We start from the raw sequence: 13,392 nt of genomic DNA on the forward strand, positions 1-13,392 counted from the left end.
GGTCACACCCGTTCCCATCCCGAACACGGAAGTTAAGCCCTCCAGAGCCGATGGTACTCCGCGGGAAACCGCGTGGGAGAGTAGGTCGCTGCCGGATTCTTTTTGAAAGCCCCTGGTGCCGCAAGGCGCCAGGGGCTTTGTCTTTGCGGGCTTGTGTCACGGGCCGCCGCACCTGGCTTGAGCGCTGAGACGCGCTCGCCAGGGGTTCCTGGTGCCCGTGCGCGTGGCTCGATTTTGCCCGGCGTGTGCCGCAGCCTGCGCTCGCGGTAGGCGATTCTGGAGTGACGCGGGATGGCAGGTGGGTCAGTTTTGGAGCGAGGGGAGGCCAAGTTCTCGGATTCGTTGGGGAATCACGTCATCTTGGATGTTTGACCGCCGTTCTCACTGGATCTAGAGTCACTGCTCCCCCCGGTCTGCGCACCGCCTGCTGCGGTTCGTACTCGCCGGCGCCGGGCAGCCCCGCGAGATGAAGAAGCCGACCTTCTTTGGGAAGTACCTGCTCCTTGAGCGCGTCAACGTCGGCGGTATGGCCGAGGTCTTCATCGCGAAGGCTTTTGGCGTCGAAGGCTTTGAGCGCATCCTGGCCATCAAGAAGATCCTTCCGACGATGGCGGAGGATGACGAGTTCATCACGATGTTCATCGACGAGGCGCGGATCAGCGTTCAGCTGAACCACGCCAACATCGTGCACATCCACGAGCTCGGGAAGCACGAGGAGACGTACTTCATCGCCATGGAGTACGTGGCGGGCCGTGATGTCCGCACGCTCCTGGAGCGCTACCGTCGTCGCAAGGAGATCATGCCCACCGCACAGGCGGTGTTCATCGTCTCCAAGATGTGTGAGGGCCTGGACTACGCGCACCGCAAGAAGGACGCGCGCGGCCAGGACCTCCACATCATCCACCGCGACGTCTCTCCGCAGAACATCCTCGTCTCGTACGAAGGCGAGGTGAAGATCATCGACTTTGGCATCGCCAAGGCCGCCAACCGTTCGCAGAAGACGCAGGCCGGCATCCTCAAGGGGAAGTTCGGCTACATGAGCCCGGAGCAGGTCCGGGGCATGCCCATCGACCGGCGCAGCGACATCTTCGCGGTCGGCGTACTGCTCTACGAGATGCTCACGGGCGAGAAGCTCTTCGTGGGCGAGTCCGACTTCTCCACGCTGGAGAAGGTGCGCAACGCGGACATCCCGCTGCCGCGCGAGTTCAACCCGAACATCTCCGCGGGTCTGGAGAAGGTCGTCCTCAAGGCGCTCGCGCGCGAGCCCGAGGACCGCTACCAGTGGGCTTCGGACCTCCAGGAGGACCTGATGCGCTTCCTCCTCGCGGGGGACGCCATCTACTCGTCGAAGCACCTGTCCGGCTTCATGAAGGAGGCCTTCGCCGAGGACATGCTCCGCGAGGCGGAGAAGATGGAGCGCTATGCCTCCGTTGAGCGCCCGGACCAGATCGAGCACTCGGGTGTGACGCTGCCTCCTCCAGTGGCCGCGCCCCCCCGCGCGACCTCCCAGAAGAGGTCGCCAGCGCCTTCGGCCACCGGTTCTCCGGTGGGTCGCGCCTCCACTGCGCCCGCACAGCCCGCGCCTGGCTACATCCCGCCGCCCAGCGCTGAAGAGCTGGCGGAGATGGATGGCGCCGCGGACAAGACGCAGATTGTCGACTCCACGCACACGTTCCGCGCCCCGGAGACGCGGATCGCGGACAGCAGCGTCGTCGTGGACGACAGCATCACCGGCCGTTCGGAAAACCCCATCGACCGGGCCGGGCACCACACGAGCGCGTCTCCCTACGCCCAGGACGAAGGAAGAGGCGGCAAGGGCAAGAGCGGTCCCAAGTCCCAGGTCATCATCGGGGATGAGGGCGGAGAGGCCTACGCGGGCGCGACCATGATTGGTCCGGCTCCGACGGCGCCGCCTTCGCGCTCCCGTGGTGGCTCGGCGGCTCCCGTGCTGGATCCCGAGGAAGAGGAGACCACGGGCAACATCACCGTCCCGGTGGGCTCCCGCCACAACGGCCTGCGCGCTCAGGCGGCCGAGGAAGACCCGGACGGCGCCTACGACGACCAGGGCGACGAGTACGAGGGTGACGGCCAGGAGGACTACGGAGACGAAGGGCAGGACGCGGAAGAGCCGCCCTACGACGACGAGGCCGACGGTCCGGCGACCATCCCCCAGAAGGCTTCCAAGATGGCGAAGCCGGCCCCGGCCGCCAAGGTCCAGAAGGCCAAGGCGCCCGCTGGACCGAAGAAGCCTCTGCCCAAGCCCGCCATCATCGGCATGGCCGCGGGCGCGGCCCTGCTGCTCCTGGTCGCGGTGATTTTCGTGGTCCGCGGCTCGTCCACGGGCTCCGTGAACTTCGTCGCGCCCGTGGGTGCCACCGTCCTCGTGGACGGTGAGGCCGTGAACGCCAACCAGGTCATCGAGCTGTCCGCGGGCATCCACAACGTGACCGCCTCGGCTCCGGGCTATCAGCCCGTGACGCAGCAGATCGAGGTCACCGCCGGACAGGCGGCGGCCCCCATCCTCCTCAGCCTGAAGGCGGCGGATGCTCCGACTCCGAAGCCTCCAGAACCCAAGCCTCCAGAGATCAAGGATCCGCCGCCTGCTACGCCGCCGGTGGTGGTGGACAATACGCCGCCCACGACGCCGGAGACGCCCCCGGAGAAGCCCGTCGAGCCTCCCGCGCCGAAGACGTTCACCGCCCTGTTCGAAGGACAGGAGGGCGCGGAGATCACCGTCGACGGCAAGTCGCTGGGCAAGCTGCCCGGCGCGAAGCTCGGCGACCTGGAGATGGGCAAGAAGTACACGTTCACGGCGAAGCGCGCGGGCTTCAAGCCGTTCTCCGGCGACTTCACGTCCAGCGGGGACACCGAGGTGCGCGTCGCCGTGGACATGGTGGAGGAAGCGCCGCCGCCCGAGCCCAAGCCGAAGCCCCCGCCTCCGGAGCCGAAGCCCAAGCCTCCTCCCGTGGCCGTGACGCCGACCCCGAAGCCTCCTCCGGAGCCGAAGCCGAAGCCCGCCGCTGCCGCGATGGGCAAGTTCGCCTGCAGCACGTCGCCGACGGGCGCTCAAATCTGGGTGGATGGGAAGAACACGGGTCGCTTGAGCCCCGTGACGCTGGGCAATCCGCTTTCACTGCCGGTGGGCAAGCACAAGGTCGTCTTCAAGCTCAACGGCAAGTCGACCAAGCCCCAGGTGGTGGTCGTCGAGGCGGAGGGCGTGGCCAAGCTCATCAACGTCCCGGTGAATTGAACGGACGCACTGCGCCATGGGGCATCTTGTGCCCCTGGCGATTGTTGAGCAGGGATGTCAGGGGGCAGGCTATGACGCCTCGCCCACGACGCTCCTTACGTTGAGGTGATGTGTTCATGAGCACGACGTCCACTCGAGGCAAGCCCGACGCTGGCCCCGCGCAGCAGCCTTTCACCTATCCTCTTCGCCAGGAGTTCGTGGAGCCCGACTGGCGGCGCATCCCGGGCTACAAGGACGTCACCGCGGCGGAGTGGGAGAGCTCGGTGTGGCAGCGCAAGCACACCGTGAAGAACCTGCGCGAGCTGCGGGCGACGCTCGGGGCGCTGCTGCCGGACGACCTGGCCGCGAGCATGGAGTTGGACCAGAAGGAGCGGGCGACGATGTCCATCCTCGTCCCGCCCCAGATGCTCAACACCATGAACCTGGAGGACCTGTGGAACGACCCGGTCCGCAAGTACATGTTGCCGGCGCTCGCCGACCGCCGCACGGACTGGGCCAACCACCCGCGCGCCAGCCGTGACAGCCTCCACGAGGCGGACATGTGGGTCGTCGAGGGCCTGACGCACCGCTATCCGACGAAGGTGCTGGCGGAGATGCTGCCCACGTGCCCGCAGTACTGCGGCCACTGCACGCGCATGGACCTGGTGGGCAACGACGTCCCGCAGGTGTCCAAGCACAAGTTCGCGACGGGGCAGAAGGAGCGCTACGAGCAGATGCTGGACTATCTGCGCCGCACGCCCACCGTGCGCGACGTGGTGGTGTCCGGCGGCGACATCGCGAACCTGCCCATCCAGGCGCTGGAGCCGTTCGTCAGCGCGCTGATGGACATCCCGAACATCCGCGACATCCGCCTGGCGTCCAAGGGCCTCATGGCGCTGCCGCAGCACTTCCTCCAGGACAACGTCCTGGCCGGCCTGGACCGGTTGGCGAAGAAGGCCGTGGAGCGCGGCGTGGACCTGGCGATGCACACGCACGTGAACCACGCGCAGCAGCTCACGCCGCTGGTGGGCAAGGCGGTGCGCAAGCTGCTCGACATGGGCTTCCGCGACGTGCGCAACCAGGGCGTGCTCTTGCGCGGCGTGAACGACAGCCCGAAGGCGCTGCTGGACCTGTGCTTCACGCTGCTCGACCACGCGAAGATCCTGCCGTACTACTTCTACATGTGCGACATGATCCCCAACAGCGAGCACTGGCGGCTGTCGGTGGCGCAGGCGCAGAAGCTCCAGCACGACATCATGGGCTACATGCCGGGCTTCGCCACGCCGCGCATCGTCTGTGACGTGCCGTTCGTGGGGAAGCGGTGGATTCACCAGGTGGCGGAGTATGACCGCGAGCGCGGCATCTCCTACTGGACCAAGAACTACCGCACCAGCGTGGAAGCGAACGACGCCGACGCACTTGATCGGAAGTACGAGTACTTCGATCCCATCGACACGCTGCCGGAGTCCGGCCAGGCGTGGTGGCGGGATCAGCCCAAGGCGGCGTAATGGATTCCTCCGTGGGCGCCATCGCGCCCCAGTCGTCCCCCCGTCCCTCGCTCAGTGCCGAGGGGCGGGCCCGGTTGTTTCCCTCCGTGATCGACGCGGAGTGGACGGACTGGCGCTGGCAGCAGCGTCACTCGGTGCGCAACCTGGAGCAACTGGAGCGCTACGTGCGCCTGACCCCGGATGAGCGCGCCGGGGTGCAGGAGACGTCCTCGCTGTTCCGGATGGGCATCAGCCCTTACTACCTGTCCCTCATCGATCCGGAGCACGCGTTGTGCCCCGTGCGCATGCAGTCCATTCCGGTGCGCGCGGAGGCCCGGGTGCGGCCCGGGGAGCTGGAGGATCCGCTCGGCGAGGACAAGACGCGCCCGGAGGAGTGCATCGTCCACAAGTATCCGGACCGGGTGCTGTTCCTGGCCCTGGATACGTGTTCGGTCTACTGCCGCCATTGCACGCGGCGGCGCATCACCAAGGGCGGTGAGGCGGAGCTCACCAAGGACCAGATGCGCCGGGGCATCGACTATGTGCGCAACCACCCCGAGGTGCGCGACGTGCTCATCTCCGGGGGCGACCCGTTCCTGCTGAGCGAGGAGCGGCTGGAGTCGCTGCTCGCGCCGCTGAGCGAGATTCCGCACGTGGAGATGATCCGCATCGGGACGCGGGTGCCGGTGGTGCTGCCCATGCGTGTCACGGACTCGCTGGCGCGCCTGCTGCGCCGCTACGCGCCCGTCTACGTCATCACCCACTTCAACCACCCCAAGGAAGTGACGCCGGAAGCGCGCGAGGCGTGCGAGCGGCTGGTGGACCATGGCGTGCCGGTGGAGAACCAGGCGGTGCTGATGCGTCAGCTCAACTCGGATGCGCGCATCATCAAGGAGCTGTCGCACGTGCTCCTGCGCAGCCGCGTGCGCCCGTACTACCTGCACCAGATGGACGTCGCGGAAGGCTGCGAGCACCTGCGCACGCCCATCGCCAAGGGGCTGGAGATCCTCCAGCAGCTTCGCGGGCACACCAGCGGGCTCGCGGTGCCGCACCTCGCGGTGGACCTGCCGGGTGGGGGAGGGAAGGTCACCCTCCAGCCCGACTACGTCATCGAGCGCGGCGAGCGGGAGACCCTGTTCCGCAATTACAAGGGCCAGACCTACGCGTACCCGGAGCCGGAGGAGACCGACTGCTCCTGCCCGTACGACGAGGTGTGGCAGGCGCGGTCGCGGGGGCTGGGCTTCCGAGGCCGCTGAGGGCCCCGGAGGATGCCGGGCGCCGCGGGGCTACTTGCGGCGCTTGGAGGCCTTCCGGCTCATGCCCTTCGCCGTGCCGGCGCTGTCGCCAATCTCCACGGTCGGCGCACCCGCTGTGCTGTCCAGGCTGCCGTCGACGTCGACGGAGGGCTCCGCGCCGTCCGCGGACTCCATCTCCACGGGGTCCGAGTCGCTGAAGCCCTGCTGGATGTGGACCTCGCCGTCGCCCTTGCGCTTTTTCGCCTCGGCTTCCTTCTCGGCCTTGGCCTTGTCGTCGAGCCGCTTGGCCTCGTTGGCGACGCGCTGATTGTCCTCGGGTTTCATCCGGGCCGTGAAGCTGGCGAACTCCTTCGCGGAGACGCCGTGCTTCTCCATGACCTTGGCGGATTCCTTCTGCTGGTCGCGGATGGCCTGGCCTCGCTCGGCGTTGCTCATCTCCGAGGGCTTCCGGTTGCCGTGCTCCTCGTTCACCTTCGCCTGGGCCGCGAACTCATCGCGCTGGATGGCCGCCACCTTCTCCGGCGTCAGGCCTTCCTCCTCCGCGAGGGCAGGGGGCGCCAGGACGAGCGACGAGGCAGCGAGCATCAACGAGAGACGGGTGGTCATGGGGAAGCTCCTCAATCCGACCCATCATAGGCACGGAGTCAGAGCCAGCGCATGGCCGGTTCTTCAGGGCGCCTGACACCGCGTGCAGCCGTCGTTCGCGCCCGCGCACTGCTCGCGGGCCCTGGCGCAGCGCGGCGGGAGGTCGTCCCGGTCCCCCTGTTGCTCCACGAGGCCGCAGAGCTCCTTCGCCGTGGCGCACGTCCGTGTGGAGACGTCGCACTGCTCGGCGCAGGTCAGGTCGTCACCCTGCTCGCGGGCGCGGAGCTCGTCGAGGCGTGCCTCGATGCCGTCGATGGTCGCGTCGTCGTCTCCGGCCACCCGGGTGTCCACGTGCTTCGCGCAGCCTGCCAGCGCGATTCCCGCGATGAGGAGGGCCAGCCATGACCGGATCGCTCGCATGGGCCTACCCATACGCGCCCGCTCGTGGCTGCGTCCAGTCAGCGGCGTTCCGGGGAGCGCATGCGGCGCTCGGGGCGGGGCTCCGGTTCAGGGGGACGGCTCCAGTAGAGCCAGGCCGTCAGGGCCAGGAGCGCGGCCACGGCCAGCCTCCTCAGCCATTCCTCCCGCGCTCGTCCGGGCGAGTTCGCGTCGGCCTGGGCGGCCTTGTCCAACGCGGCTTCCACTTCCGGCCCCAGGGCATGCATCCGCCTGCACAGCCAGGCCACGGGCGCGAGCGGCACCGGCACGGGCGCGGTGTCCTTCTCCACGGCCATGGCCAGCATGCGCTCCCAGGCGGTGGCTTCCTCCGGGCTCTCCGGGGACCTCGCGGGCTGGCCCAGTTGACGGGCCAGGGCCACCGCCGAGCGGAGCAGCAGCACCGAGAAGGCGTCGCTTGAAATCCCGTACCAGGCCGCGCACTCCGCCTGGGGGCGGCGCTCCACGAGCCGGCGGACCAACACGGCGGCCGTGCGGGGCTCCAGCGCGCGGAGGGCCTCGGAGAGGGCCTCGGGGGACAGGCGGGCGACGTCGGGGACGGAGGCAGTCACTGGGCCCCATTCTGCGGCATCCGCCTGGGGTTTTCGCGGGCTCCTACCGGGGAGAGGTCCTGGCGCCCGGCCGATTTCTTGAGGCGGATCGCTCCGCCCCTAGACTGTTGGACCATGTTGCAACGTGTGGCACTGCTGCTGCTCCTGCTCGCGTCATCGCGGGCGTTCGCCGTGGAGACGATGCGCATTGCCATGGACGACCCCGGCGACGAGGTCCGCGTGAGCGGCCGGGGCCTGGGCTTCGGCCCGGATGCCGAGGACGGCACCTTCGTCTCCGTCACCGCGGGCCAGGCCACCGTGCGCCGCCGCAACGGCAAGCTGGAGGTCAACGGGGCTCCCGTCATCGGGGACGCCATCCGCTTCCGTGGCGGCCTGGAGGCCACCGACGCGGGCGGTCCCGGCAACGAACCCCTGAAGGCGGGCAGTGCGCAGGTTCGCGGCGACGTCGTCGTGCGCGTCTTCAAGAACAGCCTCCAGCTCATCAACGTCATCCCCCTGGAGGACTACCTCGCGGCGGTGCTCGGCAGCGAGATGCCCGTGTCCTTCCCCCTGGAGGCGCTCAAGGCCCAGGCCGTGGCCGCGCGGACGTACGCGCTGCAGAAGAAGCTGGACGCGTATGGCGCCGCCTTCCACATGGGCAGCAGCGTGCTCCACCAGGTGTACGGCGGCGTGAACCGCGAGGACGCCAAGACTCGCGCCGCCGTGGAGGCCACCCGGGGTGAGGTGCTCACGTACGACCTGGCCCCCATCGAGGCGTACTTCCATGCCTCCTGCGGCGGGCGCACCGAGTCCGGGCAGGACGCCCTCCAGCGGAACCTGCCGTACCTGCAGCCCGTTGACTGCCCCTGCGGCAAGCTGCCTGCCAGCCGCTGGACCGCGACCCTCTCCGAGGCGGAGCTGCGCGGCGCGCTGAAGGCCACACCGGGCGGCATGCGCGTCACCGGCCGCACGCCCACGCACCGGGTGACCCGCGTGACGATGTCGGATGGCACCGCGGTGGACGGCGTGTCGTTCCGCCGCAAGCTGGGCTACACGCGTCTCAAGAGCCTGGACTTCGACGTGGAAGCCTCCGGCAAGAACTACGTGTTCACCGGACGTGGCTTCGGCCACGGGGCGGGGCTGTGCCAGTGGGGCGCCAAGGCCCTCGCCGACCAGGGCAAGGCGTACCGGGAAATCCTTTCCCACTACTACCCGGGCGCCGAGTTCCAGCAGCTCTACTGACGCCCTCGCCGGTTCCGTGAGGGCGCGGGGGCTGCTACAAGCGCCAACCCCGTGTCGTCCCTCCTCTCCGACTACGATTTCGAGCTCCCCGAGGCGCAGATCGCCCAGGCCCCGCTGCCCAACAGGGACGCGTCGCGCCTGATGGTCGTCAGCCGCGCCACCGGCGCCTGGAGCCACCAGCACTTCACCGACCTCGCGGACCTGCTGCGTGAAGGTGACCTGCTCGTCCTCAACGACGCGCGCGTCATCCCCGCGCGCCTGCTGGGCCAGAAGAGCGGCACCGGCGGCCGTGTGGAGCTGCTGGTCGTCCGCCCCGCCGCCACGGCCACGCTCACCTCCGCCGCGCTCGGTGGGGCTCCTGAGTCGCTCGAGTGGGTCTGCCTGGGCCAGGCGTCCAAGGGGCTCAAGCCCGGCCAGTCCGTAACCTTCGCCGGGGGCCTGTCCGCCGAAGTCCTGGAGGCCCTGGGGGGAGGGGAGTACCGGGTGCGCTTCCATGCGGCGCCGGGCGCCTCGCTCGCCAGCCTCCTGGACGCGGCGGGCCGGCTGCCCCTGCCTCCGTACATCACCCGTGAGCCCGAGGCCGCGGACGCCGAGCGCTACCAGACCGTGTACGCCCGCGCGTCCGGCGCCGTGGCCGCACCCACCGCCGGCCTGCACTTCACCGAGGACGTCTTCGCGAAGCTCGCGGCGAAGGGCGTGCGGCGCGTGGAGGTGACGCTCGATGTGGGGCCCGGCACCTTCCTCCCCGTGCGCGAGGAGGTGCTGGACAAGCACCACATGCACCCGGAGCGCTTCACCGTGCCGGAGGCCACCGCCGCCGCCGTGAACGCCGCGAAGGCGGAGGGGCGCCGCGTGGTCGCCGTGGGCACCACCGTGGTGCGCACGCTGGAGTCCGCCACCGACCCGGACACGGGCAGGCTGCGCGTGGGCCCCGGCGAGACGGCGATGTTCATCCGGCCCGGCTATGCCTTCCGCCAGGTGGACGTGCTCCTCACGAACTTCCACCTGCCGCGCTCCACGCTGGTGATGCTGGTGAGCGCGCTCCTGGGCCGGGAGCGCACGCTCGCCGCGTACCAGGAGGCCGTGCGCGCGGGCTACCGGTTCTTCAGTTACGGCGATGCCATGTTGGTGAAGGAGTGAGTGCCGTGGTCGACGAGCAGCGCAAGGAGAAGGGCGATACCCGCGTGCCCCCGGGGCTGGTGCGCTTCGAGCTGTTGCACGAGGACGCCAGCGGCACCAAGGCGCGCCGCGGCCGGCTGAACACGCCGCATGGCCCCATTGAAACGCCCATCTTCATGCCCGTGGGCACCGTGGGCAGCGTCAAGGGCGTGGGCCCGGACGACCTGAAGACCCTGGATGCGCAGATCATCCTGGGCAACACCTACCACCTGATGCTCCGCCCCGGAGAGCCGCTCGTCGGGGAGATGGGCGGCCTGCACCGCTTCATCTCCTGGGACCGGCCCATGCTCACCGACAGCGGCGGCTTCCAGGTGTTCAGCCTGTCGGAGAAGCGCAAGATCACCGAGGAGGGCGCCGCCTTCCAGTCGCACCTGGACGGCTCGCGGCACTTCCTGTCGCCGGAGCGCTCCATCGAAATCCAGGAGACGCTGGGCGCGGACGTCATCATGGCGTTCGACGAGTGCCCTCCGTCCACCGAGGACCGCGCCTACCTGGAGAAGTCCCTGGCGCGCACCACGCGCTGGCTGCACCGGTGCGTGAAGGCGTGGGGCCGCGAGCGCTCGTCGCTGTTCGGCATCGTACAGGGCGGCCTCCATGAAGACCTGCGCAAGCGCCACGCGGAGGAGATCTGCGCGGTGGACCTGCCCGGCTACGCCCTGGGGGGCTACTCCGTGGGCGAGGCGCCGGAGGCCATGCACGCGGGCGTGGCCTGGTCGGCGCCGCTGCTTCCCCGGGACAAGCCGCGCTACCTGATGGGCGTGGGCACGCCGCTGGACCTGGTGACGTGCGTGGAGCACGGCGTGGACATGTTCGACTGCGTGCTGCCTACACGGTGCGCTCGCAACGGCCTGCTCTTCACCTCGGAGGGCAAGCTGGTCATCCGCAACGCGGCCTATGCCAAGGACCCCCGGCCGGTGGACCCGGCGTGCTCCTGCTACACCTGCCGCACGTTCAGCCGGTCCTACCTGCGGCACCTGTTCGCGGCGGGAGAAATCCTGGCGATGCGGCTCAACACGCTGCACAACCTTCACTACTTCCTGGACCTGATGGCCCAGGTGCGCCGCGCCATCGCCGAGGACCGCTTCGCCACGTTCGCCCGGGACTTCCGGGCCAAGGCCGTGGCGCAGGAGGCCGAACGCAAAGGTGGTCGGTGAGCGGGCAGAGGGATTGCCGCGCTTCCGGCGTTCACTTGCTCACATGGGGCGCCCTTGCTAAGAGGCCACCCTTTCGGATGTTTTGACCCCACCCGTACGCCGGGTCGGGGCCGGTTTCCCGAGTCCTCCCTTCCAAACGACGAGGCAGTTCGTGGCTGACAGTTTCCTGATTCTCGCGCAGGCCGGGGCCGGTTCCCCCCTGGGGACCTTCGGCTTCCTCGCCGTGCTGGTGGCCATCATGTACTTCGTGATGATCCGCCCCCAGCAGAAGCAGCTCAAGGAGCACCGCAACCTGCTCGCGGGGCTGAAGAAGGGGGATGACGTCGTGACGTCCGGCGGCATCCTCGGACGCATCCACCAGGTGGACGACTCCACCGTGACGCTGGAAATCGCCAGCGGAGTGCGCGTGCGCGTGCTCAAGACGGCTGTCAGTGCGAAGGGAACCGTTCCGGTGGCGGGCGCCCCGGCGGCTGCCCCCGCTGAGAAGAAGGAGGAGAAGTAATGGACCGCGGCTGGTGGTGGAAGTTCGGAATGATCGTCGCGGTGACGCTGGGAACGATCTGGTTCCTCGTCCCGACGTACTACTCGCTGGTGGTCCTGGACCGCAACGAGCGCAACAACATCGCCGTGCTGGAGCAGCGGCTGCCCGCGTGGGCGCCCCCCGCGAAGTACCGCCTCAACCTGGGGCTGGACCTGCAGGGCGGCATCCACATGGTGATGCGGGTGGACACCAAGACGGCCCTGCAGAAGCGCACCGAGCGCCGCGGGACGCAGATCGCCACCTACGTCAACGACAAGAAGCTGGGTGAGGTGACGGCGGACACGGACCCGGAGCGGCTGCAGCTGGTGCTGACCGCGAAGGACCCGGGCACCATGGACGCCATCCAGAAGGAAGTGCTCGCCACCTTCACCGACTTCACCGTGGAGTCCCGCAACGGCGGCACGCTGGTGCTCAAGCCGGACGAGGGCCAGGTGAACCGCTTCCGCGACGAGGCCGTGGACCAGGCGATGCTCGTCATCCGCCGCCGCATCGACAAGTGGGGCGTGGCGGAAGTGGACGTGCGCAAGCTGGGCACGGACTCCATCCAGATTTCGCTGCCCGGCCGCAGCAACCCGGAGCAGGCCAAGGAGCTGGTGGGCACCACCGCGCAGCTGGAGTTCCGGATGGTGGACGACACCAACCCCCAGGTGTTCGCGCAGATGTACCAGCAGAACCCGCCCCCCGCGGAGAGCAAGATCACCCTGGTGGAGGACGAGGGCTTCCCTCAGCTGTCCTCGCCCAACCGCGAGGCCCTGCTGGCGTACGCGAAGGACAAGACGCCGGAGGGCCGCGACGTCGTCACCGAGTGCGTGGCGAACCCGGTGAAGAAGAACGACTGCATCGCGTACCGCAGCTACCTGCTGGACAAGAACGTTCCGCTCACCGGTGAGAGCCTGGCGGGCGCGGACGCGTCCGTCAGCCAGATGAACGAGCCGGAGGTGAACATCGCGTTCGACCCGGCCGGTTCGCGCGAGTTCGAGAAGCTGACCGAGGCCGCCGTGGGCCGCCGGATGGCCATCGTGCTGGACGACAACGTGCACACCGCCCCGCGCATCAACGAGAAGATCGGCGGCGGCCGCGCGCGCATCACCATGGGCCGCGCCAGCGGGCGCAGCTTCGAGGAGTGGCTGGGCGAGGCGCAGACGCTGGCGCTGGTGCTCAAGGCCGGTGCGCTGCCCGCGCCGGTGACGGTGGGCGAAATCCGTCAGGTGGGCGCGACGCTGGGGGACGAGCTCATCAAGAAGGGCAGCCTGGCCGCGCTGGTGGGCCTGGCGCTCGTCGTCGTCTTCATGGCGGTCTACTACCGCAAGTCCGGCCTCATCGCGGACGTGGCGCTGCTGCTCAACGGCCTGCTCATCCTGGCCGGCCTGGCGTTCTTCAACGCCACGCTGACGCTGCCGGGCATCGCGGGCTTCGTGCTCACGCTGGGCATCGCGGTGGACGCGAACGTGCTCATCAACGAGCGCATCCGCGAGGAGCTTTCAAACGGCAAGTCCGCGCGCGCCGCGGTGGACCAGGGCTACGACCGCGCCTTCTGGACCATCTTCGACGCGCACGTGACGACGCTGCTCGCGGGCTCCATCCTGTTCTTCACCGGTACGGGCCCGATCCGCGGCTTCGCCACCACGCTCATCGTGGGCCTGCTGGCGTCGCTGTTCACGTCCATCGTCGTGACGCGCGTCATCACGACCTACTTCGTCCACGGCCGCAACGCGCAGTCGGTGTCCGTCTAA

11 protein-coding genes and 1 rRNA gene are annotated in these 13,392 nt (G+C 69.0%); 9 read left to right on the forward strand and 3 right to left on the reverse strand.

What is annotated here, in order from left to right:
- The 4 genes from rrf to D7Y11_RS20330 form a co-directional block, all read left to right on the forward strand.
- A 5S ribosomal RNA gene (gene rrf / locus D7Y11_RS20315) occupies window positions 1–97 on the forward strand; the annotation flags it as partial.
- A 369-nt stretch (window positions 98–466) separates the two neighbouring features.
- Complete coding sequence (locus D7Y11_RS20320; RefSeq protein WP_126934527.1) at window positions 467–3,250, forward strand: serine/threonine-protein kinase; 2,784 nt, start codon at window positions 467–469, stop codon at window positions 3,248–3,250.
- A 116-nt stretch (window positions 3,251–3,366) separates the two neighbouring features.
- Window positions 3,367–4,737, forward strand: coding sequence for a KamA family radical SAM protein (locus tag D7Y11_RS20325; protein WP_120579151.1), 1,371 nt, complete (start codon window positions 3,367–3,369; stop codon window positions 4,735–4,737).
- On the forward strand, window positions 4,737–5,972 hold the full coding sequence (locus tag D7Y11_RS20330; protein WP_121752156.1) for a KamA family radical SAM protein: 1,236 nt from the start codon (window positions 4,737–4,739) through the stop codon (window positions 5,970–5,972). The genes D7Y11_RS20325 and D7Y11_RS20330 overlap by 1 nt, the downstream gene beginning before the upstream one ends.
- 30 nt (window positions 5,973–6,002) lie before the next feature.
- On the opposite strand, the gene D7Y11_RS20335 is transcribed toward D7Y11_RS20330, so the two are convergent.
- From D7Y11_RS20335 to D7Y11_RS20345, 3 genes are all read right to left on the reverse strand, one after another.
- Window positions 6,003–6,578 (reverse strand): hypothetical protein, encoded by a 576-nt coding sequence (locus D7Y11_RS20335; protein ID WP_121752155.1) that lies wholly within the window; start codon window positions 6,576–6,578, stop codon window positions 6,003–6,005.
- Between the two features lie 63 nt (window positions 6,579–6,641).
- Window positions 6,642–6,977 (reverse strand): hypothetical protein, encoded by a 336-nt coding sequence (locus tag D7Y11_RS20340; RefSeq protein ID WP_233597251.1) that lies wholly within the window; start codon window positions 6,975–6,977, stop codon window positions 6,642–6,644.
- Window positions 6,978–7,015: 38 nt separating this feature from the next.
- Window positions 7,016–7,564 (reverse strand): hypothetical protein, encoded by a 549-nt coding sequence (locus D7Y11_RS20345; protein ID WP_120579139.1) that lies wholly within the window; start codon window positions 7,562–7,564, stop codon window positions 7,016–7,018.
- Window positions 7,565–7,678: 114 nt separating this feature from the next.
- Between D7Y11_RS20345 and D7Y11_RS20350 the strand changes: the two genes are divergently transcribed.
- The 5 genes from D7Y11_RS20350 to secD all read left to right on the forward strand — a co-directional run bounded on the left by D7Y11_RS20350 (window position 7,679) and on the right by secD (window position 13,392).
- Window positions 7,679–8,785, forward strand: coding sequence for a SpoIID/LytB domain-containing protein (locus tag D7Y11_RS20350; protein ID WP_121752154.1), 1,107 nt, complete (start codon window positions 7,679–7,681; stop codon window positions 8,783–8,785).
- Between the two features lie 51 nt (window positions 8,786–8,836).
- Window positions 8,837–9,925, forward strand: a complete 1,089-nt coding sequence (gene queA / locus D7Y11_RS20355) for a tRNA preQ1(34) S-adenosylmethionine ribosyltransferase-isomerase QueA (protein WP_126934528.1) — start codon at window positions 8,837–8,839, stop codon at window positions 9,923–9,925.
- Between the two features lie 5 nt (window positions 9,926–9,930).
- Window positions 9,931–11,118: a tRNA guanosine(34) transglycosylase Tgt gene (tgt, locus tag D7Y11_RS20360; protein ID WP_126934529.1), complete on the forward strand. Its 1,188-nt coding sequence runs from the start codon at window positions 9,931–9,933 to the stop codon at window positions 11,116–11,118.
- 151 nt (window positions 11,119–11,269) lie between these two features.
- Window positions 11,270–11,620, forward strand: a complete 351-nt coding sequence (gene yajC, locus D7Y11_RS20365) for a preprotein translocase subunit YajC (protein ID WP_120558798.1) — start codon at window positions 11,270–11,272, stop codon at window positions 11,618–11,620.
- On the forward strand, window positions 11,620–13,392 hold the full coding sequence (gene secD / locus D7Y11_RS20370) for a protein translocase subunit SecD (protein ID WP_126934530.1): 1,773 nt from the start codon (window positions 11,620–11,622) through the stop codon (window positions 13,390–13,392). The genes yajC and secD overlap by 1 nt, the downstream gene beginning before the upstream one ends.

The sequence above is a fragment of the Corallococcus sp. AB018 genome (genome assembly GCF_003986945.1).
Classification (GTDB): domain Bacteria; phylum Myxococcota; class Myxococcia; order Myxococcales; family Myxococcaceae; genus Corallococcus; species Corallococcus exiguus.